Origin of the sequence: Bacillus sp. MT(2024), assembly GCF_036362845.1 — a bacterium.
GTDB classification, from domain to species: Bacteria; Bacillota; Bacilli; order Bacillales; family Bacillaceae; genus Bacillus; species Bacillus velezensis.
Map to the genome: position 1 here is coordinate 2915514 of NZ_CP143632.1, position 23221 is coordinate 2938734.

The 23221-nt window shown below is 48.1% G+C and carries 22 protein-coding genes, 21 tRNA genes and 2 rRNA genes; 9 read left to right on the top strand and 36 right to left on the bottom strand.

Features of this window, described 5'->3' with window-relative positions; translation table 11 throughout:
• Position 1: 1 nt before the first annotated feature.
• Together VP472_RS14275 and VP472_RS14280 are read left to right on the top strand one after the other, a co-directional pair.
• Positions 2-784 (top strand): ABC transporter ATP-binding protein, encoded by a 783-nt coding sequence (locus VP472_RS14275; RefSeq protein WP_003152246.1) that lies wholly within the window; start codon positions 2-4, stop codon positions 782-784.
• Positions 759-1571 (top strand): ABC transporter permease, encoded by an 813-nt coding sequence (locus VP472_RS14280; RefSeq protein WP_014418698.1) that lies wholly within the window; start codon positions 759-761, stop codon positions 1569-1571. The genes VP472_RS14275 and VP472_RS14280 overlap by 26 nt, the downstream gene beginning before the upstream one ends.
• A gap of 35 nt (positions 1572-1606) precedes the next feature.
• Here VP472_RS14280 and ytkD read toward each other — a convergent pair whose 3' ends face one another.
• The 3 genes from ytkD to VP472_RS14295 all read right to left on the bottom strand — a co-directional run bounded on the left by ytkD (position 1607) and on the right by VP472_RS14295 (position 3212).
• Positions 1607-2086 (bottom strand): RNA deprotection pyrophosphohydrolase, encoded by a 480-nt coding sequence (gene ytkD, locus VP472_RS14285; RefSeq protein ID WP_003152244.1) that lies wholly within the window; start codon positions 2084-2086, stop codon positions 1607-1609.
• 132 nt (positions 2087-2218) lie between these two features.
• On the bottom strand, positions 2219-2623 hold the full coding sequence (locus VP472_RS14290) for a phage holin family protein (RefSeq protein WP_003152243.1): 405 nt from the start codon (positions 2621-2623) through the stop codon (positions 2219-2221).
• A 151-nt stretch (positions 2624-2774) separates the two neighbouring features.
• Positions 2775-3212 carry a Dps family protein gene (locus tag VP472_RS14295; RefSeq protein WP_003152242.1) on the bottom strand — a complete coding sequence of 146 codons (438 nt, stop codon included), beginning with the start codon at positions 3210-3212 and terminating at the stop codon, positions 2775-2777.
• A gap of 124 nt (positions 3213-3336) precedes the next feature.
• Between VP472_RS14295 and ytzI the strand changes: the two genes are divergently transcribed.
• Positions 3337-3486, top strand: coding sequence for a YtzI protein (ytzI, locus tag VP472_RS14300; RefSeq protein ID WP_071391461.1), 150 nt, complete (start codon positions 3337-3339; stop codon positions 3484-3486).
• On the opposite strand, the gene VP472_RS14305 is transcribed toward ytzI, so the two are convergent.
• Positions 3483-3926 (bottom strand): FixH family protein, encoded by a 444-nt coding sequence (locus VP472_RS14305; protein ID WP_146277389.1) that lies wholly within the window; start codon positions 3924-3926, stop codon positions 3483-3485. The two genes, ytzI and VP472_RS14305, sit on opposite strands and share 4 nt — an antisense overlap.
• 114 nt (positions 3927-4040) lie before the next feature.
• On the bottom strand, positions 4041-4514 hold the full coding sequence (locus VP472_RS14310) for an S-ribosylhomocysteine lyase (RefSeq protein WP_003152237.1): 474 nt from the start codon (positions 4512-4514) through the stop codon (positions 4041-4043).
• 124 nt (positions 4515-4638) lie between these two features.
• Here VP472_RS14310 and yidD point away from each other — a divergent pair, with 124 nt between their 5' ends.
• Positions 4639-4866 carry a membrane protein insertion efficiency factor YidD gene (yidD, locus tag VP472_RS14315; RefSeq protein ID WP_003152235.1) on the top strand — a complete coding sequence of 76 codons (228 nt, stop codon included), beginning with the start codon at positions 4639-4641 and terminating at the stop codon, positions 4864-4866.
• Here the strand turns inward: yidD and VP472_RS14320 are convergent.
• Positions 4863-5432 carry a beta-class carbonic anhydrase gene (locus VP472_RS14320; RefSeq protein WP_003152233.1) on the bottom strand — a complete coding sequence of 190 codons (570 nt, stop codon included), beginning with the start codon at positions 5430-5432 and terminating at the stop codon, positions 4863-4865. The genes yidD and VP472_RS14320 overlap by 4 nt on opposite strands.
• 118 nt (positions 5433-5550) lie before the next feature.
• Positions 5551-5799, bottom strand: coding sequence for a type B 50S ribosomal protein L31 (locus VP472_RS14325; RefSeq protein WP_003152229.1), 249 nt, complete (start codon positions 5797-5799; stop codon positions 5551-5553).
• A gap of 197 nt (positions 5800-5996) precedes the next feature.
• On the opposite strand from VP472_RS14325, the gene VP472_RS14330 reads away from it, so the two are divergent.
• From VP472_RS14330 to VP472_RS14340, 3 genes are read left to right on the top strand one after another with little or no spacing between them, the layout of a single operon-like run.
• Positions 5997-7328 (top strand): cytochrome ubiquinol oxidase subunit I, encoded by a 1332-nt coding sequence (locus tag VP472_RS14330; protein ID WP_071392556.1) that lies wholly within the window; start codon positions 5997-5999, stop codon positions 7326-7328.
• A gap of 22 nt (positions 7329-7350) precedes the next feature.
• The gene (locus VP472_RS14335; protein ID WP_146277391.1) at positions 7351-8391 is read left to right on the top strand and encodes a cytochrome d ubiquinol oxidase subunit II; all 1041 of its coding nucleotides are present in this window, start codon (positions 7351-7353) and stop codon (positions 8389-8391) included.
• 57 nt (positions 8392-8448) lie between these two features.
• A complete protein-coding gene (locus tag VP472_RS14340; RefSeq protein ID WP_007408842.1) occupies positions 8449-8607 on the top strand; it encodes a DUF1540 domain-containing protein in 159 nt (52 codons plus the stop codon).
• A gap of 373 nt (positions 8608-8980) precedes the next feature.
• Here the strand turns inward: VP472_RS14340 and menC are convergent, their stop codons facing one another.
• From menC to VP472_RS14370, 6 genes are all read right to left on the bottom strand, one after another.
• Positions 8981-10096: an o-succinylbenzoate synthase gene (gene menC, locus VP472_RS14345; RefSeq protein WP_146277393.1), complete on the bottom strand. Its 1116-nt coding sequence runs from the start codon at positions 10094-10096 to the stop codon at positions 8981-8983.
• Positions 10093-11556: an o-succinylbenzoate--CoA ligase gene (locus tag VP472_RS14350; protein WP_146277395.1), complete on the bottom strand. Its 1464-nt coding sequence runs from the start codon at positions 11554-11556 to the stop codon at positions 10093-10095. Before VP472_RS14350 ends, menC begins: the two co-directional genes overlap by 4 nt.
• Before the next feature lie 87 nt (positions 11557-11643).
• The gene (gene menB / locus VP472_RS14355; protein ID WP_003152221.1) at positions 11644-12462 is read right to left on the bottom strand and encodes a 1,4-dihydroxy-2-naphthoyl-CoA synthase; all 819 of its coding nucleotides are present in this window, start codon (positions 12460-12462) and stop codon (positions 11644-11646) included.
• 58 nt (positions 12463-12520) lie between these two features.
• The gene (menH, locus tag VP472_RS14360; RefSeq protein WP_070082250.1) at positions 12521-13345 is read right to left on the bottom strand and encodes a 2-succinyl-6-hydroxy-2,4-cyclohexadiene-1-carboxylate synthase; all 825 of its coding nucleotides are present in this window, start codon (positions 13343-13345) and stop codon (positions 12521-12523) included.
• Positions 13333-15069, bottom strand: coding sequence for a 2-succinyl-5-enolpyruvyl-6-hydroxy-3-cyclohexene-1-carboxylic-acid synthase (gene menD, locus VP472_RS14365; RefSeq protein ID WP_102422718.1), 1737 nt, complete (start codon positions 15067-15069; stop codon positions 13333-13335). The genes menH and menD overlap by 13 nt, the downstream gene beginning before the upstream one ends.
• Positions 15066-16481, bottom strand: coding sequence for an isochorismate synthase (locus VP472_RS14370; RefSeq protein ID WP_146277397.1), 1416 nt, complete (start codon positions 16479-16481; stop codon positions 15066-15068). Before VP472_RS14370 ends, menD begins: the two co-directional genes overlap by 4 nt.
• Before the next feature lie 282 nt (positions 16482-16763).
• On the opposite strand from VP472_RS14370, the gene VP472_RS14375 reads away from it, so the two are divergent.
• Both VP472_RS14375 and VP472_RS14380 read left to right on the top strand, forming a co-directional pair.
• A complete protein-coding gene (locus VP472_RS14375; protein ID WP_146277399.1) occupies positions 16764-17483 on the top strand; it encodes a TraR/DksA C4-type zinc finger protein in 720 nt (239 codons plus the stop codon).
• A gap of 155 nt (positions 17484-17638) precedes the next feature.
• The gene (locus VP472_RS14380; RefSeq protein ID WP_070082254.1) at positions 17639-18109 is read left to right on the top strand and encodes a TspO/MBR family protein; all 471 of its coding nucleotides are present in this window, start codon (positions 17639-17641) and stop codon (positions 18107-18109) included.
• 35 nt (positions 18110-18144) lie between these two features.
• Here the strand turns inward: VP472_RS14380 and VP472_RS14385 are convergent.
• The 23 genes from VP472_RS14385 to VP472_RS14495 all read right to left on the bottom strand — a co-directional run bounded on the left by VP472_RS14385 (position 18145) and on the right by VP472_RS14495 (position 23160).
• A tRNA-Glu gene (locus tag VP472_RS14385) sits at positions 18145-18216 on the bottom strand.
• Positions 18217-18219: 3 nt separating this feature from the next.
• A tRNA-Ser gene (locus tag VP472_RS14390) sits at positions 18220-18310 on the bottom strand.
• A 3-nt stretch (positions 18311-18313) separates the two neighbouring features.
• A tRNA-Asn gene (locus VP472_RS14395) sits at positions 18314-18388 on the bottom strand.
• Between the two features lie 10 nt (positions 18389-18398).
• Positions 18399-18475, bottom strand: a tRNA-Ile gene (locus VP472_RS14400).
• A 15-nt stretch (positions 18476-18490) separates the two neighbouring features.
• Positions 18491-18564 (bottom strand) — tRNA-Gly (locus VP472_RS14405).
• An 8-nt stretch (positions 18565-18572) separates the two neighbouring features.
• A tRNA-His gene (locus tag VP472_RS14410) sits at positions 18573-18648 on the bottom strand.
• Positions 18649-18668: 20 nt separating this feature from the next.
• Positions 18669-18744 (bottom strand) — tRNA-Phe (locus VP472_RS14415).
• A 10-nt stretch (positions 18745-18754) separates the two neighbouring features.
• A tRNA-Asp gene (locus tag VP472_RS14420) sits at positions 18755-18831 on the bottom strand.
• A gap of 6 nt (positions 18832-18837) precedes the next feature.
• Positions 18838-18914 (bottom strand) — tRNA-Met (locus VP472_RS14425).
• Between the two features lie 19 nt (positions 18915-18933).
• Positions 18934-19026 (bottom strand) — tRNA-Ser (locus VP472_RS14430).
• A gap of 7 nt (positions 19027-19033) precedes the next feature.
• A tRNA-Ile gene (locus VP472_RS14435) sits at positions 19034-19110 on the bottom strand.
• A 2-nt stretch (positions 19111-19112) separates the two neighbouring features.
• Positions 19113-19189, bottom strand: a tRNA-Met gene (locus VP472_RS14440).
• Positions 19190-19208: 19 nt separating this feature from the next.
• Positions 19209-19281 (bottom strand) — tRNA-Ala (locus tag VP472_RS14445).
• A 4-nt stretch (positions 19282-19285) separates the two neighbouring features.
• Positions 19286-19362: transfer RNA gene (locus VP472_RS14450), tRNA-Pro, on the bottom strand.
• 17 nt (positions 19363-19379) lie between these two features.
• Positions 19380-19456, bottom strand: a tRNA-Arg gene (locus VP472_RS14455).
• 9 nt (positions 19457-19465) lie between these two features.
• A tRNA-Leu gene (locus VP472_RS14460) sits at positions 19466-19551 on the bottom strand.
• 19 nt (positions 19552-19570) lie between these two features.
• Positions 19571-19645 (bottom strand) — tRNA-Gly (locus VP472_RS14465).
• Between the two features lie 9 nt (positions 19646-19654).
• Positions 19655-19738 (bottom strand) — tRNA-Leu (locus tag VP472_RS14470).
• 10 nt (positions 19739-19748) lie between these two features.
• Positions 19749-19824, bottom strand: a tRNA-Lys gene (locus VP472_RS14475).
• A 37-nt stretch (positions 19825-19861) separates the two neighbouring features.
• Positions 19862-19937 (bottom strand) — tRNA-Thr (locus VP472_RS14480).
• A gap of 29 nt (positions 19938-19966) precedes the next feature.
• A tRNA-Val gene (locus VP472_RS14485) sits at positions 19967-20042 on the bottom strand.
• 23 nt (positions 20043-20065) lie between these two features.
• Positions 20066-20181: ribosomal RNA gene (gene rrf, locus VP472_RS14490) — 5S ribosomal RNA — on the bottom strand.
• Positions 20182-20231: 50 nt separating this feature from the next.
• Positions 20232-23160: ribosomal RNA gene (locus VP472_RS14495) — 23S ribosomal RNA — on the bottom strand.
• Between the last annotated feature and the right edge of the window lie 61 nt (positions 23161-23221).

Consider the following 23221-nt stretch of genomic DNA (forward strand, 5'->3'; position numbering starts at 1 on the left):
AATGTCTTTTTTACATGTGGATCATGTAACACATACTTATTTCTCGCTGAAAGAAAAGACAACCGCCGTGAAAGATATACATTTTCAGATTGAAAAAGGGGATTTCATCTCCTTTCTCGGGCCGAGCGGATGCGGAAAAACAACACTCCTGTCCATTCTGGCCGGCCTTATCACCCCTGCGCAAGGCCGGGTGCTGATCGAAGGAAGCGTGCCGAACCATAAAGAACACCAAATCGGTTATATGCTTCAGCAGGATTATTTATTTCCTTGGAAATCAATTGAGGAAAACGTGCTGCTCGGTTTACACATTTCAAAAACATTAACAGAAGAAAAAAGAGCTGAAGTTCTCAGCCTTCTGCCTAAGCTCGGATTAATCGGCGTTGAAAAGAAATACCCGAAAGAGCTCTCAGGCGGAATGCGGCAGCGGGCGGCACTTGCCAGAACTCTTGCGCCGGACCCGGGCCTGCTGCTCCTTGATGAACCGTTTTCCGCGCTGGACTTTCAAACGAAGCTTTCTTTGGAAAACCTTGTCTTCAGAACATTAAAGGATTTTCAAAAAACCGCCGTGCTCGTCACCCACGATATCGGTGAAGCCATCGCCATGAGCGATACGATCTATTTATTTTCGAATCAGCCGGGCACCATCCACCAAATATTCACCGTGCCTAAGGAGCTCGCGGCTTTAGATCCGTTTGACGCGCGTCAGGATCCGGCCTTTCAGCCGCTGTTTCAAACCATATGGAAGGAGCTGAATTCCCTTGAAAAACAGCAGCGGCACGATTGAACAGCTTCATCAGCAGTTTAAGAAAAGACACCAAAAAGAAAAGCTCCGGATCCGTGCGTATCAGGCCGCCATTTTCATCGTATTTTTTGCCGGATGGGAAATATCGAGCAGGGCGGGCTGGATCGATCCGTTAATCTTCAGCTCACCCTCCGCCGTTTGCAGGCTTTTAGTTGAAAAGATTGCGGACGGATCCCTTGCGGCGCACATCGGCGTAACCTTAGGAGAAACCGTTCTCGGCTTTTTGCTCGGCACGCTTCTCGGCACATGCCTCGCCGCTCTGTTATGGTGGTCAAACAGGCTCGCCCGGGTTTTAGACCCGTACCTCGTCATTTTAAACGCGATGCCGAAGGTCGCACTCGGACCGATTCTCATCGTGGCACTCGGACCGAATTTCACAAGCATTGTCGCCATGGGAGCAGTCATCAGTGTCATTATCACGACAATCGTCGTCTTTACGGCTTTTCAGGAAGTGGATGAAAACTATATTAAGGTGATGAAAACATTCGGAGCGAAAAGAAGCATCATGTTTAAAGAAGTCATTCTGCCGGCATGCGCCCCCGCGATTATTTCCGCGCTTAAAGTGAACGTCGGTTTATCCTGGGTCGGCGTCATCGTCGGCGAGTTTCTCGTTTCCGAAAAAGGTCTGGGCTACATGATCATTTACGGTTTCCAGGTCTTCAATTTCACTCTTGTGTTCTTAAGCCTTCTGATCATCGCGATTTTTGCGACATTGATGTATCAGGGAGTCGAACTGTTAGAAAGAAAATGGACGAAAGGAAAAATATAAAAAAGACCCGTGCGTAAGCGCCGGGTCTCCGTTTTTTATGATTGAAATACGCCGTCCTCTTTCAGCTTTTTCAGACTGATCGGAAGCACCGAATCTTTCATAATGAAACTGAATTTTTTATTTCGGGGGAGATTCTCCGGCAGTTCGCTGAACAGCACCGGCCCTTTTGTTTCAAAATAGTCAGCCTGTTTTTCAAGCTTTTCAATATCGGCAAAATAAATATTCTTCACAATTACCTTTTCCCTGCCGAGAACTTTATACTGTCCGACGTACTTCAGATGTCTTACCGCGGCGCCGGTTTCTTCTTTCACCTCGCGCAGGGCCGCTTCCTCCGCACATTCCATCGGCTCCACTTTTCCGCCCGGAAATTCAAACCCCCGGTCTTCATGCTCAGTCAAAAGCCACTTATCTCCATATCGGCATATGACCCATACATGCTTCGGGCTGTCTGAAAAAGGCTGGTGTTCAAAGGAGAGCTGAACAGTATTCTGATAATAGTCTTTAAACTCGTACATGTTTATCCCTCTAATCCGTTCCTTCATATCTTCCATACATCATACCACAGTTGCGTTTGTTCGGAAGCCCTTTATCAAAAATTCAGAGGAAAACCATCATACCCGCTAGTATAGCCTCCTTTGAAGCAAATGTTACGGTTTGCGCTTGAATTTATTTTTCAGGGTATCCAATAGGTCGACGAGCACCTGCGGAACCGGGATGCCCAGCGAGCTTGCCGTTATCACGATCTGAACCGATTCGTATAAGATATAAAACATAATAGCCAAATTACGGATAGCGCCTTCTGAATGAAGCAGCTGATCAAAAAAATGGCAAACTGAGACTAATGCCAGGGTCACGATTTTTTTGACCAGCCGCGCAAAAAGCTTTCTTGCGCTCAGCTGCTGCAAAAGAGATTCTTTTAAGCTTGTACTGATAAACTCAATCGCCATGACCGATAGCAAAATCAGAAAGGAATACTGAAAACCGCCAAAGAAAAACCCCGCTGCCGACACGATCACTGCAAAAAACGAAAAGATGCCAAAGTCTTTGCCCACTTGATCCAACATCCTTTCACAGAAACGGCCTTACATTATTCTATGAAAAGTGAATGGAACGGACTGGATTTTTCAGAAAAATGGACAACACCTCTCTTCGGCAGCCAAATAAAAGACCGAGTGCTTTATAGCCCCGGTCTTCCCTTGTTGATTATCCTAAATACGCTTTCAGCATCCAGTTATGTTTTTCGATATTCTGGTGAATGGCAAGCAGCATATCTCCGGTCGTTTCGTCTCCGACCTCATCTGCGAGATCCATGCCGCTTTTCAGCTCTTCCGCAATGACAGTGAAATCATCATAAATGTTCTGTACCATTTGTTCTGCGCTCTCATTGCCTTCCGCCTCTTTTATAGAAGCAGTCTTCAATGATTCCGTCATTGTGCCGATCGGCTTGCCGTTCAATGCCAGCAGACGTTCTGCCAGATCGTCAATATATGTAGCCGTTTCGTTATACAGCTCCTCGAACTTTTCGTGCAATGTGAAAAAGTCCTTCCCTTTGACGTACCAATGATAGTTATGTAATTTCACATACATGACCGTCCAGTTTGCAACTTGTTTATTGACCGCTTCCAATAGTTTTTCTGACATGCCTATCTTCCTCCTTTGATTTACTATTGATATACCCTATATATCGTGTGTTAAAACATAAATTTTTAGCCCTTGATTTTACGTATGGAAAATATGTTATGATTTGTTAAAAAGGAGGGATTTTATGCTGCTTCTTCTGGGCTTCGGCTTTCTTATCGTGCTCGCCGTGCTGCTTTTATCCATCTGGTCGACTGTAAGAGCTTATAACGTAAAACATACGATTGACCCGCCGGAGGACGCATCAAAAGGCTTGACGGATAAAAACAATCCTTAATGATGATGCGTCTGTTCCTCATGGCCGGAGGAATCATCGGCAGCTTCAGCATCCCCGACACGCACTTTTACAGTCGGCATATTATGCTGCTGTTTTGCCGTTACGTGGGATTGAACGGTATACACACCCTCTTCATCAAATTCAGTCCGCAGGTGATACGCCCCTTTTTCCTCCTTGGCCTTGCTTGTTTTGCTGCTGCCTTTTTTTCCTTCTTTCCATACTTCAAACATGACTTCATCCGCATCCGTGACACGCTTGCCGCCGTAAAAAACCACCGCCTTGTATTCCGTTTTTTCATGCGGTGCTGCCTTTTCCGGTCCTGTAAGCTTGACCTCAAGCGCTTTAGGCTCCTCATCCGCGGCGGTTTTGTCCGAATTGCCCCCGCAGGAAGATAATAGAAATACCATACCGCACATACCTGCCAATACAGCCCGTTTCATCCCATCACTCCTTCATGTTTGCTTCTATTTTAGCAAACGCTTACACATAAGGTGTGACATTTTTTAGAAATATGTAAAAAAGCCTTTTTGCATGTCAGCAAAAAGGCCTGTTTTTTATCCGAACACTTTCAGCAAATCTTCTTTATCTTGTGACAGCCAGAAACGCATCAGCCGTTTCGCGCCTTCTAAATCATGAAGTTTCGCCTGGCCGCACTGTTTTTCGTTGGCCGCCGGAATCTCCGTAATATCGATGGCTTCTTTCAGCGTAGCGTCAAGCAGGTCTACAATTTCTTCCGCTGTCGGCTCGCCGCTGACAACAAGATAATAGCCTGTCTGGCAGCCCATCGGTGAGATATCTATGATGTCGAAGTGATCGTATTTCTCAGAATGTGTGCGAATCGTAAACGCAAGCAAGTGCTCAAGCGTATGAATCGTATCCGGCTTCATCGCCTGTTTGTTCGGCTGGCAGAAGCGAATGTCAAACTTATTCACGACGCCGTCTGTTCCGACTTTATGCACTCCGCAATGTCTTACATACGGAGCCACAACCGCATTATGGTCTAGCTCAAAACTTTCTACTGAAGGCATAATGGCACTCCCTTTTTTTCAGAATATACATCCATTATAACACAGTTTTCCGATAAGAATTGTGGCGGAAGCTTTTCAATCTGAAATTTTTTTTCTATACTAGCATCAGAAAGGTGGTTTTTTGATGAAAACCATAATGATTGCGTTAATCCGCGGGTACCAGAAGTTCATCTCTCCGCTGACGCCGCCGTCATGCCGCTTTTATCCGACGTGTTCGCAGTACGGAATCGAAGCCGTCAAGACTCACGGCGCATTAAAAGGCGGATGGCTGACACTGAAGCGGATTTTAAAGTGCCACCCTTTTCATCCGGGCGGTGTTGATCCCGTACCGGACAAAAAACAAAAACATTAGTCCATATGCTGGTAGCCGTCGATCACCAGATCAAGTTTACCGGTTTCAGGATCAATCACCAGACCGTGCACCGGGACATTGTCAGGGAATAGCGGATGGTGTTTAATGACGTTTACGCTGTCTGTAACACTCGCTTCTACTGAATCAAAGCTTTTCAGCCATTGATCAAGATCAACACCTGAGTGCTTCAGCATGTCAATCCGCTCTTTCGGAATACCGCGGTCGATAATTTTATCAAGCATATCCTCGCTGTTGATTTTGCTCATGCCGCAATCATGGTGGCCGATAACGCAGACTTCATCAGCGTTTAATTCGTATACAGCGACTAAAAGGCTGCGCATGATGCTTCCGAACGGGTGGGCGACAAGCGCGCCGGCACTTTTAATAATTTTCACATCGCCGTTTCGCATGTTCATCGCATGCGGAAGCAATTCTACAAGACGTGTGTCCATACAGGACAAAATCGCCATCTTTTTATCCGGGAATTTAGATGTTTGGTATTTTTCATAATCTTTGTTTTTAGTGAACTGCTCATTAAATTGCATAATATCGTTTAGAAGACTCATCTTGGTGTTTCCTTTCTGCCTTTTTATTCACAATATAACATAAGGCGGGTCATTTCGTCACTCCCCGCACAAGACGACAAAGTGCTCAATAAATAAGACAAACCCCATTGGGCTTGTCTTATTTCCCCATATTGTATTTTTTGTTGAACTGTTCGACTCTCCCTCCTTTTTCGTTGAATTTTTGGCGGCCTGTATAAAACGGATGCGTATCTGAGCTGACTTCTACTTTAATCAGCGGGTATGTTTTTCCGTCTTCCCACTCTGCCGTTTCCTCTGACGTTTTCGTAGAATGGCTTAAAAAGCGGTAGCCGCTGTTCACATCTTGAAAAATCACTTGATGGTTATCCGGATGAATATCTTTTTTCATGGTGATCTCCCTTTCTTAAATCGTAATAATTACGTTTTATTCTAAACCTTAAATAGGCGCTTGTCAATCATATATGCCCTGATCCCTTGATTTCTAAACCCTGCACATATATGGAATCGGAAGAATAATCTAATCGCTTCAGCAAATAATATAACCACATTACATAAAACGGTAATTTAGAAAGGCGGTTTATGATCGTGGATGATTTAGTATTAGCCAGAAGTCTGTTCGGGACAACCATGGGCTTTCATATTATTTTTGCGACGCTTGGTGTCGGCTTGCCTCTGATGATTTTAATGGCTGAATTGATTTATCAAAAAACAAAAGATCCGCATTATGCCATTATGGCGAAAAGGTGGACGAAGGCGCAGGCTGTTCTGCTCGGCGTGGCGATACCGACCGGAACGATCGCGGGTACACAGCTTGCCCTTTTGTGGCCCGGATTCATGGAGGTCATCGGCAGGGTGATGTCACTTCCGTTTCAGATTGAAATTTATGCTTTCTTTATCGAAGCGCTGTTTATGTCCATTTATGTCTACGCCGCTGATCGGCTGACTCCGGCGATGCGCATCATTGCCGTTATTTTCGTTTTGATCGGCGCCGCGGCATCAGCCGTCTTAATCACAAATGTTCACGCATTTGAAGGAACGCCGGCCGGTTTTAAAATTTTAAACGGCAAAATCACTGACGTCGAACCGTGGGCAGCGTTTTTTAATCCAAGCTTTTTCACCACCGCGGGCCATGTCGTTCTGACGGCTTTCATGACCGGTGCATTTATCGTCGCGTCAGTAGCGGCTTATAAAATGCTGAGAACGAGAAAACAGGAGCAGGTATACCGCTTTCACCGAAAAGCGCTGCTGCTCGCCTTAACGATCGGCGGGATATTCTCCATTCTTGCCTCTTTAAACGGTCACGAGTCAGCCCAGCTTCTTTACGAATACCAGCCTGAGAAGCTTGCGGCCGCAGAAGGGCTGTTTGAAACTAGATCACACGCTCCGCTTGCGATCGGGGGTTTTACTGATGCAAAAGAAGAAAAAGTAAAATGGGCGATAGAAGTGCCGTGGGCTTTAAGCTTTTTGGCCGCAAACAGCTTTGATACCGTCGTCAAAGGATTGAACGCGTTTCCGAAAGACGAGTGGCCGCCTTTATTCATCCATACACTGTTTAACGGAATGGTCGGCATCGGGATGCTGCTCATTTTGTACTCCATCATCGGCATCGTGTGGAGAAAAATTTTAAAGAAAGACAGCTTTCCGACTTGGCTTTTGATTTTATTTTTAACCGCAGGACCGCTCAGTCTGATCGGAATTGAATTCGGGTGGATATTCGCTTGTACGGGGCGGCAGCCATGGGTGATTTACCATCTCCTGAAAACGTCTGATGTCGTCACGACAACCGGTTCAATCGGTTTGCTGTTCATCCTGTTTACGGTCGTTTACGCCATTTTGGCAGCCGCAGTCATTTATGTGCTGCTTTACTATTTCCGCAAACATCCTGTTGAGGAGGATGTAAAAGCGGCGGAATCCTAACAATAGAAAGGGCTGAATTGAAATGGACATTACCATGGATGCTCTCATTGCGATATCAATCGTATGGGGCTTCGTGTTTATCTACGCGGTCATGGCAACGATGGACTTCGGAGCCGGCTTTTGGTCGATGATTTATTTAAATAGAGAACAAACAAAGGCGACAAACATCGCCAACCGTTATTTGTCCCCGACATGGGAAGTGACCAACGTCTTTATCGTCGCGATCGTTGTCGCCCTATTCAGCTTCTTTCCAGGGGCAACCTTCGTGCTGGGAACCGTTTTATTGATCCCGGGAAGTATTATTTTGCTGCTCTTAGCCATCCGCAGCGGCTTTCTCGTCTTCTCCAATACGGCGAAGGAAAGAAAAATCATGAGATATATCTCCGGAATTTCAGGCTTCATTATTCCCGCTGTGCTGATTTTGGTCCTTCCGGTCACACACGGAGGGTTTATTGAGAAGACGGGCGGAGTGTATCAACTGAATTTGGCAAATGTCTTTACAAGCCTTAATGCGTATGCGTTTATCGGCTTTGCCATTTTAAGCACTTTATTTTTATCTTCACTGCTTCTGGCCGATTTTTCAAATGTTGCGGAAGAGGAGCATGCGTACCGCATCTACAGACGGAGCTCTTTAATAACAGGGCCGCTGTCGCTTCTGTTTGCCTTCTTCATTATGCTGACATTACGCTCTGAAGCCGGCTGGCTGTATACGGGGATGATGAAAGACAAGACATGGCTCATTCTGTCTGTCATTACATTTATCATTGCCGGCGTGGCTCTGTTTTTGCCGAATAAGCACTTCGGCCGCAACCTCGGCAAACCGAGAATCGCCATGATCGCCATTGCGCTCCAATACTTTCTGGCAAGCTATGCATACGGACGGGCTCATCTTCCTTATATGATTTATCCGGATATTACGGTCATGTCAGGATTTACGGAGCCGGCAACCTTCAGGGCGCTGTTTATGACGTATATCGTCGCTTTCATCATTTTGTTCCCCGGGTTTTATTTCTTCTGGAAGCTCTTTATGAAAGACAGACGTTATATCCGCCAGGAGGAATAACAAAAATCAGGGCGGCTCATACTAATGGCGTACCTTTTATCTTGGAGGGGAGCCAGCATGGACCAAAAAATTCTGTGTGAAGTCAATAACTGTTCATATTGGGGCAGAGGAAACAAATGCACGGCCGACGCTATTTATGTGGTCAGCCATACAGGCGAAACCGCTGAAAAAAGTGAAGAAACGGATTGCAAAACCTTTAAACCGCATGATTTATAAAAGAAAAGAGCTGTTTTATACAGCTCTTTTTCATTTCCGCCGCAAGCATCCCTGAACCGGAGAAAACCGCGCGGATGAGAAGCATGGCAGAAAGGCGGTTCGGCGGCAAATATAGGCGGCGGCATGCGATACAATCAGTATCGCATTCATGACAAGCACAGAATTTTTTATCAAGATGTACATGTTTGCCCCAGCCGGAAAGCAGCACCTGCGATGTAAAGCCGACACTGTTTGAAGAATAAAAAAATCATCGCATTCGCCTATTAAAAAAACCGGCTGATACAGCCGGTTCAAACGGGGGAAGGGGTGATAATGAACAGTTTCAATATAACAGCAGCATACAGGCAGCTCAACTCGCTGAAATGTCTTTTTATCAGTTGTTTGTCGTAAAAACGTCCATTTGGGTGACGTATTTTCTCATTATTTCCTGATTGACTTCAACACCCAGTCCGGGACCGTCCGGGACAGAGATGAATCCCTCTTCGATACGGATGTCGGGAGTGACAATATCCTCCTCCCAGTATCGGTCTGATGAGGAAATATCACCCGGTATCGTAAATTGCGGCAGCGAAGCAAGCGCGACTGTCTGCGCTCTCGAAATGCCGGTTTCAAACATTCCGCCGCACCAAACCGGCATGTGATGCTCTCTGCATAAGTCATGTATTTTTAAGGCCTCTGTCAGGCCTCCTACACGCGCCGGTTTTATGTTAATGATTTTACAGCTCCCAAGCTCAATGGCCCGCCTTGCATCATCATGTGAGCATATGCTTTCATCAAGGCATACCGCAGTTCTCAAGTGTTTCTGCAGGTGGCGGTGATCGACAATATCATCTGCCTGAAGCGGCTGTTCTATCATCATGAGCTGGAATTCATCCAACTCTTTCAGCCTGCTGATGTCTTTCAGTTCATAAGCCGAGTTGGCATCCGCCATCAGCGGCACGTTCGGAAAACAGCTGCGGATGGCTCTGACCAGATCAACGTCATGGCCGGGCTGAATTTTTATTTTTATACGTTGATAACCTTCTTTTACGTATTGCTCAATTTCCCGAAGCATCTCATCAGCCGAAGCCAGACCCACCGCCACGCCGGCGGGCACTTTATCTCTTTTGCCCCCTAAGGCTTCTGCGAGAGATATCCCCTTTTTCTTGGCATATAGATCCCACACGGCTGATTCAAGCCCCGCTTTTGCCATGCGGTTCCCTTTGAAACGCGCGAGACTGTCAGGCACTTCTGACGGATGGAAAAACTCGCGGCCTACGACATTTGGGATAAAAAAATCTCTCAGCATATGCGCGCATGTCTGAATCGTTTCTTCTGTATACCACGGAGAAGAAAACGCCGATACCTCCCCCCAGCCGGTTCTCCCGGTTTCATCGATCGCTTCCACGATCAAAAATTTACGGTCCTGCAGCGTTTCAATACTTGTTTTAAACGGTTTTTTCAGCCTCATACTTACATGATAAAGGGTGATTTTTTCAATCTTAATCATGACAATTCTCCTTTACGAAGCTCATTCAGCCGATGCCTCATCAGTTTATTGGACGCATTCCGCGGGAGCTCGTCAACCGTGAAAAAAGCAGCCGGTATTTTATATTTTGCAAGCCGCTCACGGCAAAAAGCGGTCAGCTCCTCAGAACTGACAGAAGAAGTCAGCACGAGAAAAGCATGCGGCACTTTCCCCCACTTCGGATCTTCGGCTCCCGAAACACCAACCTCCGCTACAGCCGGATGGGCAAGCAGCGCCGCTTCCACTTCTGCCGGGTAGATGTTCTCTCCGCCTGAAATGATGAGGTCCGACCGCCTGTCCAGCACGTATAAAAACCCTTCATCATCCAAATAGCCAAGATCGCCCGTTTTAAACCATCCATTATGAAAAGCGGCCTGGTTCGCGTCGTCACGATGATAATACCCTTTCATTACATTCGGGCCTTTCACCGTAATTTCACCATGTTCAAACGGCGCACAAGGGTTTCCGTCTTTTTCAATTCTAATTTCGCATGAAAACAGCGGTTTACCGGCCGAGCCGAGCTTGTCCATACTGAATTCCGGAGAAAGCGTGACAATCTGTGAGCAGGTTTCAGTCAAGCCGTAAGATTGGAATACCGGAAATTGTTTCCTGCGGCATTCTTCAAGGAGCGGCAGCGGTGCCGGACCCCCGCCAAGCAGAATGCAGCGCAGTGATTCAGGACATTGTTCAGTTTCCGCAAGCAGGCCCGAGAGCATGGTCTGCACCGCTGAAATGATCGTGACCTGATGGGAGCTGATGCTGTCCAGCACATCAGTGACAGAAAATTTTTGATGAAGCACGACAGGCATGCCGTAAATGACCGACTTAAACAGCGCAGACAGACCGCTGATATGAAACAGCGGCAGCGCAATAAGCCAGCGGTCCCGCTCCGTGACCCCCAGATTCAGCGCAGACGATACAGCGCTGGAATAATGATTACCGAAAGTCTGCTGCACCCCCTTCGGCCTTCCTGTTGTTCCTGACGTATACATAAGAGTCGCCGTATCATCAAGCGTTACATAAGCTTCCGGCTCCATGTCACCCGCCTCTTCAGCCTGCAGCTCGTCCACATCTGCGGTGGCGACCGCAGATTCATATTCTTCGCGGCAAAAACCGTCCTCCGTTAATAAAAGCTTTGCCTGTGAATCTTCGAGCTGAAACAACCGTTCCTGTTTTGAGAGCTTCGTATTCAACAGCACAGCTTCCGCCCCTAATAAGAAGCAGGCGTGAACGGCATAAACCATTTCCGGTCTGTTAGAAAGCAAAATCGCGGCGCGGTCTCCTTTTTTAAGCGAACAGTATTTGGACAGCCGCGCGGCCATTTGTTTAGAAGCATGATATAATTCTCTGAATGTCATCTGTTTGTTTTCAAATATGAGAGCGATTCTCTCCGGTGTCAGCTGAGCCCTTTGAATGAGCCAATTCGGCTGTTCTGTCAGCATGTTATCATCTCCGAGGTAAAAGTACTGTTTTTGAAAAGAAAACAGCTTGGACCAGAGCGGCTCAAGCTGTTTCGTAGTGTCATCTGATCACGGAAAACGAGGGAATTGACCGAAATCGGGACTGCGTTTCTCTTTAAAGGAATCACGGCCTTCTTTCGCTTCGTCAGTCGTGTAATAAAGAAGCGTTGCATCTCCTGCAAATTGCTGAATTCCGGCGAGGCCGTCTGTATCAGCGTTAAATGCCGCTTTAAGGAAACGAAGGGCTGTAGGGCTTTTCTCAAGCATTTCTTCACACCATTTAATTGTTTCCTCTTCAAGTTTCTCTAATGGGACAACCGTATTGACAAGCCCCATGTCGAGCGCTTCCTGCGCGTTGTATTGACGGCACAGGTACCAGATTTCACGGGCTTTCTTATGTCCGACGATACGCGCCAGGTAACCTGAGCCGTAACCGGCATCAAAGCTTCCCACTTTCGGTCCGGTTTGGCCGAAAATCGCGTTATCGGCCGCAATCGTTAAATCACAGACGATATGAAGCACATGGCCTCCGCCGATGGCATAGCCTGATACCATCGCCACGACCGGTTTAGGAATCACGCGGATCAAACGCTGAAGATCAAGCACATTTAGACGCGGGATCTGATCGTCTCCGACATATCCGCCGTGACCGCGGACTTTTTGGTCTCCGCCTGAACAGAATGCTTTATCTCCCGCTCCCGCAAGAACGATGACACCAATATTGGAGTCATCACGCGCACAAGCAAACGCGTCAATCATTTCTGATACCGTCTTAGGAGTAAATGCGTTATGTACCTCCGGGCGGTTAATTGTTATTTTTGCAATACCGTTATACGTCTCGTACAGGATTTCATCGTACTGACGTTCACTTTTCCATTCTGCAGCCATTGATATGACCTCCTTCATTTTTGCCTGAGTCCGGCCGAAAAGCTATTTTCTTTATGCTTTACAAGCCGTATAAAAACTCACTTACTATCTTACCAAAAATTCGCGGCTGTTCCACATGTACCGTGTGCCCCGCCTGTTTGACAACCTCTATTTTACTTGATGGGAGCAGGTTATGCACCTTTTGATTAATAGCGCAAAACTTTTCATCCCATTCACCGCATATAAGCAGGACGGGCGCCTTGATGCGGTGTAATGCCTCCCACCAGGAAGGCTGTGAGCCCGTCCCCATCCCGAGCAGGCTTCCTGCAAGTCCGGACGGATTATTCTTCAGCCTGCCGGCACGGATGGACGCCTTTACGCTGTCCGGCAGAGAAAGCTGCGTGGCAAACAACGGAATGCTCTCCCAATAATCAACAAACGATGTTATACCTTCCCGCAATATAAAGTCAGCAAGCTTCCGGTCTGACTGAATCCGCTTTTTGCGTTCCTGAAGCGTGCTGAGGCCCGGGGTTGTACTTTCCAAAACAAGCGCTGACACCCGATGCGGAAATGCCTGTGCGAAGGAATACGCAAGTCTTCCCCCCATAGAATAACCAATAAGTTTCACTTTGTGAAGTTTTAATTGATCAAAAACGGCGGCAAGGTCCGCAACCTGCCGGCTCGCACTATACCTTGCCGCTTGCACAGGCGCGTCTGTCTCCCCGTGACCCAGGCAGTCAATCATCACCATTCGCTCGCCGGGAAACATGCCGCGTAAAAACATCCATGATTCTTTGCTGCCCGTAAATCCATGCAGACAAACAATAGCTTCAGACGATTCGTGTCCGCTATCAGCAGCACGATAGCATACGCCGTCAGCCGTTTTAACTGTTACAGTTTCCATTCTTTTTTCACTTCCCGCACTGCGGTCTGCAGCAGATCACGATGGAATTGAACTCTTGATGTCCGATCTGTTTTCAGCTCGATTATATGAAGTCCGGGCTTGTCCGCCTGCGGCTGATACGCATCCTTAAATGCTTCCCATGTCTCAGGACAAGTATACGTCCCGCCGTACAGTGCGGCGGCATGCCGGAAATCAAGACCCGTCGGCGTACCGAACAGTTCTTCAAAATGAGTCTTATCAGATGCCTGCGGCAAAAACGAGAAAATCCCGCCGCCATCATTGTTTATTAAAATAACCGTAAGCGGAATTCCAAGTTTTTTAGCCGCTAACAGCCCGTTTAAATCATGGTAAAACGATAAATCTCCAATGACAAGCGTGACAGGAGCTTTTGTACCTTCACACAGTCCCATAGCCGAGGAGACAACTCCGTCAATGCCGTTAGCGCCGCGGTTGGCATAAACACGGAAGGAACGATCTTGTTTTTCAAAGAAAGTATCCACGTCGCGGATCGGCATGCTGTTGCCGACAAAAATCGAACTGCCTTCAGGGACAAGGTGCTGAAGCTGACGATATACATTTCCTTCAAATGATAAATCATCCATGCTCGCGGCCTGTAAATGACTCCGGAACCGGTCATTGACAAACTGCCATTTCTCAAGCCATCCGGACGGCCGTTTTCCGGTTTCAGCTGAACGGACCGCTTCCAAAAACACCGACGGATGGCAATGAATCATATGCGCGCCGGCCTGGGTGGGATCTCTCCATCCTCCGTCTTCATCGACGATAAACTGCTCAATGGCAGGATCATCTCTGAGCCATAAAAAGAGCGGTTTGGAAACCGGCATCGGGCCGAAGCGGATCACAGCCTCAGGGCGCAGCGCCTCTTTTATTTCTTCATCTTTTAAGAACGAGTCATAAGCATCAATAATCAGCGTCTTATCATGCTCCCCGTTTCGGAGGTTTGAAAGCGGATCAGCCAAAATCGGGAACTGAAGCATCTCGGCAAGCGCGATGATTTGCTGCTTTTCTGCTTCACCGTGAATTTCGCCGCAGACGATCATACCTCTTTCGGTACCCGCGAGACGCTCTGTAATATGACAGAGCGCGTCTTGATCAGCTGACTGCATCCCTGTTGTGACTGAGACGTGCTTCCCCTTTCTCATTCTTTCAAAAGGTCCGGCTGATAAATCCGGCATCAAAGGCTCTCTGAGCGGCACATTGATATGGACTGGCCCCATCGGGCGCTTCCCGGCTTCACTTACGGCTCTGCCGGCCAATGTTCTGATATAGCTCAGCATTTGAGGATTTTCCTCAGGCAGAGCCGAGTCTGTGAAAAACTTAACAAAGTTACCGAACAGAAAATGCTGGTTAATCGCCTGAGGCGCCCCCACTTCCCTCAATTCATGAGGCCGGTCAGCAGTCAGGACAATAAGAGGCACTCTTGAATAATGAGCTTCAATCACGGCCGGATAGAAGTTAGCCGCTGCCGTTCCTGACGTACAAATCAGCATGACCGGACGCTGGCGGGCTTTTGCAAGACCTAGTGCGAAAAAACCTGCGGATCGTTCATCAATCTGTATATGGACTTGAATATCCGGGTGGGCCGCCGCCAAAACCGCCAGGGGAGTTGACCTCGATCCCGGGCAAACAACCGCGTCGGTGACACCAGATAGAGCGAATTCATCAATAAAACTTCCGATATAATGTGTAATCGGGTTTGTCAAAGCCTTTCACCTCCTAAAGCAGAGATCATCGGCTTTAGTTTAATTTGTGTTTCTTCATATTCTGATTGCGGATCTGAATCTTCAACAATACCGCAGCCTGCGAAAAGCCGCGCACTTTTGCCTTCAATCAGCCCTGATCGGATAGCCACGATAAATTCTCCGTTTTCCCTGCCGTCCATCCAGCCGATCGGAGCCGCGTACCATCCGCGTGTCATCGGTTCAATATCAGCGATAACTTCAACAGCTTTCTGCTGGGGAGCTCCGCCCAATGCCGGAGTGGGATGCAGCTTTTCAATTAAATCAAACAGCGAAGCGGACGTTTTAAGGTGGCCTGTGATCGGCGTATATAGATGCTGAACACTTTTTGTTTTATATAATTGCGGACCTGCAGGCTTTTTCACATCGCTGCAGCTCGACAAGAAAGAATCGTGTATCATCTTAACCACAAAATCATGTTCCGCGAGATTTTTTTCGTCATGCAGCAGCTCTTTGCCGAGACGGTCATCTTCTTGTTGATTTTCTCCGCGCTTAATTGAACCTGCCAGACAGGTGGACATAACGTCTTTGCCGGATTTTTTGATCAGCCGTTCCGGTGAAGCGCCAACAAAGCATTTATCTCCCTGCTCAATCGCAAAAACATAGCTTGTCGTTTGGTCCGTCAAAAGCTTGCGGACAACGCTCTCCGCCGGAATAGGCCCATCATAAGACAAAACGACTTCCCTTGCCAGCACGACTTTATCATATTGATTTGCTTTCATATCATTTGTTGCTGTTTTAATGGCCTCAAGCCAGTTTTCCACATCAAGTTCTTCCGCTTTTGTTAAAACAGGATATTCTTCATACTGAATTGAAGAAATTGCAAAAGCTTCTGAAAAAGATTTCAGACGTTTCAGCGTATCTTCTGCCTGATTACCGTCTGCCGCCCATTGATTGACGGTTAAATAATCACCATCTGCCGTCTTTGTCAGCATGAGTGAGGGGATAAAGAACAGTCCTTCTTCGAACCCGTTCCATTCGTCTCCTCTCTCTTCAGCGGGATTAAATGAAAAACCGCCGAATAAGACAGGGCCGACCGCGGTATGCGCCGCCTCTTCTTCTTCATGAATATGAAAAGCCGTCTTTTTAAAGCGCTCCCATTGTTCAAAAACGTCGTGATAACGTTTTCCATTTTTTTCATTCGATTGGAACAGCGCTTCTGTGCCAAGACCGACTATTGTTAATTCACTACCGGGTTCTGACCAAAAAAATCGTTTGCCTTTATATTTTTTTGCTCCGTCTTTGAAAAATGATAGAGGGTCTAAAGACGCAATACGTCTTGAATAGCTCAATAAGACAGCATGGTTGACTTGTTTGGCTTTATGTAATGCATGATCTGCTTCCTCTCGGAACGTATGCTGCACCGTTGTCACCATGAGACATTCCTCCATAATCCGTTAAATGCTTTTAATACAATACACCTGTGATGAATTTGTGTCAAACACACAGATTTGAGCACGACAAAATGCCCGCATTTCTTATTATAAACCTTTTTGCGCAAATGAATAAAGAAACAAACTTGAATTTTCTTTCCCCACTCTCGGCAATCACTGTATCCTTTTACTTCCCCGTGGGAAAATGACTATTTTTATCCACCATTTTTCTGCGCAAAAACGTTCATACTAACAGTAAGCATCACATAGAAACGAGGGATTGATGTGCTTACAAACGAACAGATCACACACTTAAAAAAAGAATTGAAAGAAGCCAGACATGATATTTTAAGTCGCTTTAAAGAAAATGATCAATTTCAGTTAACTGATGAATTCCCGTATCAATCATCCGGTGAATTGTCTTCCTATGACAATCATCCCGGCGATCAGGCGACCGAATTATACGAGCGGGAAAAAGACCTGGCTCTGCTCGACCATGAACGGGAGCACCTTCGCGATATTGATTACTCTCTGAAACAAATTGAAAACGGCACATACGGCACATGTGAAGTCAGCGGCAAGGACATTCCTTATGACAGACTCGAAGCTCTGCCGACGGCTACGACATTGGCGGAATATTCCTCGCAGGATGCCGTTTCCAAAGACAGGCCGATTGAAGAGGAAACACCGTTCGGACAGTTTGAATTTGATGATGATGAATCAATCCGGGCGGCTTACGATAGTGAAGATGCTTATCAGGATGTTGAGGAATACGGAAACTCAGAAACGCCTCAGGATTTAGAAGATCCGCCGCTCAGCTATGGGGATATGACAATGAACTCAGAAGAAAACATCGGCTATGCTGAGGATTATGAAAACTTTATCGCGACAGATATTACCGGAAAAAACATTTCCGTGTATCCAAGCAAAGCACACGAAAAATATGAGCAGGAACTGGACGAAGAAGGAATTATGACGACCTTTGGCGATCTTCATGCTGATTAAAACCCCGGCCTGCCGGGGTTTTTGAATACAAATAATTGGTTTGCTGCATTTTCACACTGAAAACTCATACACTTAATGGTGCATGGATCTTTAAAAGGCTTGATCTTTCCAAAAGAGGGAACTAACGTATTGACATTGAATGGCGGAGGGAACAAATGAAAAAGAAGTATATCGGTGCAATTATTGTATTTATCATTACATATGTCTTGTTTTCTTTAGCAGGGTTTCTCTTTCCCATCGACCGGGAATGGTACGACGCGCTGCAAAAACCTGACTGGACGCCGAGCGGATCAGTGATCGGCATCATATGGGCGGTTTTGTTTGCGCTTATTTCGCTCTCAGCAGCCTTGATATACGCAAAGTTTTCATGTAAAGAATCCAAAGCTTTTTGGGTGATGCTTCTCATCAATTATATCGTGAATCAAGGATTCAGCTATTTTCAATTCACACAGAAAAATTTGCTTGCTGCATCTATCGATTGCCTGCTTGTGGCTGTGACAACACTCATTCTGTTGCTCATTGCCGGTAAATACAGTAAAGCTTCAGCCTGGCTTCTGGTTCCTTATTTATTATGGAGCGCTTTTGCCACATACCTGTCTTTTACCATTTACGCTATGAACGTATAATAAAAAACCTTGCATAGTATGCAAGGTTTTTTTAATGACCCGTACGGGATTCGAACCCGTGTTACCGCCGTGAAAGGGCGGTGTCTTAACCGCTTGACCAACGGGCCTTATGGCGGAGAAGGAGGGATTTGAACCCTCGCGCCGCTTACACGACCTACACCCTTAGCAGGGGCGCCTCTTCAGCCACTTGAGTACTTCTCCATATGGCTCCACAGGCAGGATTCGAACCTGCGACCGATCGGTTAACAGCCGATAGCTCTACCACTGAGCTACTGTGGAAAAATCATCATGGTGGGCCTGAGTGGACTCGAACCACCGACCTCACGCTTATCAGGCGTGCGCTCTAACCAGCTGAGCTACAGGCCCATGACAATATAAAAATGGAGCGGGTGATGGGAATCGAACCCACGACATCAGCTTGGAAGGCTGAGGTTTTACCACTAAACTACACCCGCATGTTGTTTGGGGCGATTGATGGGAATCGAACCCACGAGTGCCAGAGCCACAATCTGGTGCGTTAACCACTTCGCCACAACCGCCAAAACAATATTAAATTAAATGGTGGCTCGGGACGGAATCGAACCGCCGACACACGGATTTTCAGTCCGTTGCTCTACCAACTGAGCTACCGAGCCTTTTTATAAATGGCGGTCCGGACGGGACTCGAACCCGCGACCTCCTGCGTGACAGGCAGGCATTCTAACCAACTGAACTACCGGACCATTTTTTGGTTGCGGGGGCAGGATTTGAACCTGCGACCTTCGGGTTATGAGCCCGACGAGCTACCGAACTGCTCCACCCCGCGATGATAATTAAATTAGATATGGCGGAGGAAGAGGGATTCGAACCCCCGCGGGCTTTGACACCCCTGTCGGTTTTCAAGACCGATCCCTTCAGCCAGACTTGGGTATTCCTCCGTATAAGTGGTGGACCTTGTAGGACTCGAACCTACGACCGGACGGTTATGAGCCGTCTGCTCTAACCAACTGAGCTAAAGGTCCAATGGTAGCGGCGGAGGGGATCGAACCCCCGACCTCACGGGTATGAACCGTACGCTCTAGCCAGCTGAGCTACACCGCCAAAAACAATTAAAATCAAGTGGAGCCTAGCGGGATCGAACCGCTGACCTCCTGCGTGCAAAGCAGGCGCTCTCCCAGCTGAGCTAAGGCCCCAAAATGGTCGGGAAGACAGGATTCGAACCTGCGACCCCATGGTCCCAAACCATGTGCTCTACCAAGCTGAGCTACTTCCCGTTTTTCAAAAGTATGTATGGCGCGCCCGAGAGGAGTCGAACCCCTAACCTTTTGATCCGTAGTCAAACGCTCTATCCAATTGAGCTACGGGCGCAACAATAAGTGCCGAGGGCCGGACTTGAACCGGCACGGTAGTCACCTACCGCAGGATTTTAAGTCCTGTGTGTCTGCCAATTCCACCACCCCGGCATGGATGGTATAGTATAGTTGGAGCGGAAGACGGGATTCGAACCCGCGACCCCCACCTTGGCAAGGTGATGTTCTACCACTGAACTACTTCCGCGTTTGGCAATGCGGATGAAGGGACTTGAACCCCCACGTCTGTAAAGACACTAGAGCCTGATTCTAGCGCGTCTGCCAATTCCGCCACATCCGCAAGAAAAATATGGTGAGCCATGAAGGACTCGAACCTTCGACCCTCTGATTAAAAGTCAGATGCTCTACCAACTGAGCTAATGGCTCTTATTACAAGAGACTTATATAGTATAACATATAAAAGTGGTGCCGGCAAGAGGACTTGAACCCCCAACCTACTGATTACAAGTCAGTTGCTCTACCAATTGAGCTACACCGGCCTAATACGCCAACTTATGTATGATAGGAATGGTGGAGGATGACGGGCTCGAACCGCCGACCCTCTGCTTGTAAGGCAGATGCTCTCCCAGCTGAGCTAATCCTCCGTATATTACACTTACGTGTAATGGCTTGGCGGCGTCCTACTCTCACAGGGGGAAACCCCCGACTACCATCGGCGCTGAAGAGCTTAACTTCCGTGTTCGGCATGGGAACGGGTGTGACCTCTTCGCTATCGCCACCAAACCATTGAGAGTGTTCTCTCAAAACTAGATAACAGTAAGCATACATTCAAATTGGTTAAGTCCTCGATCGATTAGTATCTGTCAGCTCCATGTGTCACCACACTTCCACCTCAGACCTATCAACCTGATCATCTTTCAGGGATCTTACTTCCTTGCGGAATGGGAAATCTCATCTTGAGGGGGGCTTCATGCTTAGATGCTTTCAGCACTTATCCCGTCCGCACATAGCTACCCAGCGATGCCCTTGGCAGAACAACTGGTACACCAGCGGTGCGTCCATCCCGGTCCTCTCGTACTAAGGACAGCTCCTCTCAAATTTCCTGCGCCCGCGACGGATAGGGACCGAACTGTCTCACGACGTTCTGAACCCAGCTCGCGTACCGCTTTAATGGGCGAACAGCCCAACCCTTGGGACCGACTACAGCCCCAGGATGCGATGAGCCGACATCGAGGTGCCAAACCTCCCCGTCGATGTGGACTCTTGGGGGAGATAAGCCTGTTATCCCCCGGGGTAGCTTTTATCCGTTGAGCGATGGCCCTTCCATGCGGAACCACCGGATCACTAAGCCCGACTTTCGTCCCTGCTCGACTTGTAGGTCTCGCAGTCAAGCTCCCTTGTGCCTTTACACTCTGCGAATGATTTCCAACCATTCTGAGGGAACCTTTGGGCGCCTCCGTTACCTTTTAGGAGGCGACCGCCCCAGTCAAACTGCCCACCTGACACTGTCTCCCCGCCCGATAAGGGCGGCGGGTTAGAAGGTCAATACAGCCAGGGTAGTATCCCACCGATGCCTCCACCGAAGCTGGCGCTCCGGTTTCCAAGGCTCCTACCTATCCTGTACAAGCTGTACCAACATTCAATATCAGGCTGCAGTAAAGCTCCACGGGGTCTTTCCGTCCTGTCGCGGGTAACCTGCATCTTCACAGGTACTATAATTTCACCGAGTCTCTCGTTGAGACAGTGCCCAGATCGTTGCGCCTTTCGTGCGGGTCGGAACTTACCCGACAAGGAATTTCGCTACCTTAGGACCGTTATAGTTACGGCCGCCGTTTACTGGGGCTTCAATTCGCACCTTCGCTTACGCTAAGCGCTCCTCTTAACCTTCCAGCACCGGGCAGGCGTCAGCCCCTATACTTCGCCTTACGGCTTCGCAGAGACCTGTGTTTTTGCTAAACAGTCGCCTGGGCCTATTCACTGCGGCTCTCTCGGGCTTGCACCCTAACAGAGCACCCCTTCTCCCGAAGTTACGGGGTCATTTTGCCGAGTTCCTTAACGAGAGTTCTCTCGATCACCTTAGGATTCTCTCCTCGCCTACCTGTGTCGGTTTGCGGTACGGGCACCTCTCACCTCGCTAGAGGCTTTTCTTGGCAGTGTGGAATCAGGAACTTCGCTACTATAATTCGCTCGCCATCACAGCTCAGCCTTCACGGGAAACGGATTTGCCTATTTCCCAGCCTAACTGCTTGGACGCGGATATCCAATACCGCGCTTACCCTATCCTCCTGCGTCCCCCCCATTGCTCAAATGGTGAGGAGGTGGTACAGGAATATCAACCTGTTATCCATCGCCTACGCCTTTCGGCCTCGGCTTAGGTCCCGACTAACCCTGAGCGGACGAGCCTTCCTCAGGAAACCTTAGGCATTCGGTGGAGGGGATTCTCACCCCTCTTTCGCTACTCATACCGGCATTCTCACTTCTAAGCGCTCCACAAGTCCTTCCGGTCTTGCTTCACAGCCCTTAGAACGCTCTCCTACCACTGTTCGAAGAACAGTCCGCAGCTTCGGTGATACGTTTAGCCCCGGTACATTTTCGGCGCAGAGTCACTCGACCAGTGAGCTATTACGCACTCTTTAAATGGTGGCTGCTTCTAAGCCAACATCCTGGTTGTCTAAGCAACTCCACATCCTTTTCCACTTAACGTATACTTTGGGACCTTAGCTGGCGGTCTGGGCTGTTTCCCTTTCGACTACGGATCTTATCACTCGCAGTCTGACTCCCAAGGATAAGTCATCGGCATTCGGAGTTTGACTGAATTCGGTAACCCGGTAGGGGCCCCTAGTCCAATCAGTGCTCTACCTCCGAGACTCTTACCTTGAGGCTAGCCCTAAAGCTATTTCGGAGAGAACCAGCTATCTCCAGGTTCGATTGGCATTTCACCCCTACCCACACCTCATCCCCGCACTTTTCAACGTGCGTGGGTTCGGGCCTCCATTCAGTGTTACCTGAACTTCACCCTGGACATGGGTAGATCACCTGGTTTCGGGTCTACGACCACGTACTCAATTCGCCCTATTCAGACTCGCTTTCGCGCGCGGCTCCGCATCTTCTGCTTAACCTTGCACGGGATCGTAACTCGCCGGTTCATTCTACAAAGGCACGCCATCACCCGTTAACGGGCTCTGACTACTTGTAGGCACACGGTTTCAGGATCTCTTTCACTCCCTTCCGGGTGCTTTTCACCTTTCCCTCACGGTACTGGTTCACTATCGGTCACTAGGGAGTATTTAGCCTTGGGAGATGGTCCTCCCGGATTCCGACGGAATTTCACGTGTTCCGCCGTACTCAGGATCCACTCAGGAGAGAACGAAGTTTTGACTACAGGGCTGTTACCTCCTATGGCGGGCCTTTCCAGACCTCTTCATCTACCTCGTTCCTTTGTAACTCCGTACAGAGTGTCCTACAACCCCAAGAGGCAAGCCTCTTGGTTTGGGCTGGTCCCGTTTCGCTCGCCGCTACTCAGGGAATCGCATTTGCTTTCTCTTCCTCCGGGTACTTAGATGTTTCAGTTCCCCGGGTCTGCCTTCTCATATCCTATGTATTCAGATATGGATACCACTCCATTACGAGTGGTGGGTTTCCCATTCGGAAATCTCCGGATCAAAGCTTGCTTACAGCTCCCCGAAGCATATCGGTGTTCGTCCCGTCCTTCATCGGCTCCTAGTGCCAAGGCATCCACCGTGCGCCCTTTCTAACTTAACCGTTAAAAAGAATCACTACGTGATATCTTGCATTACAATTGAATGTGAATTACTTCTGTTAT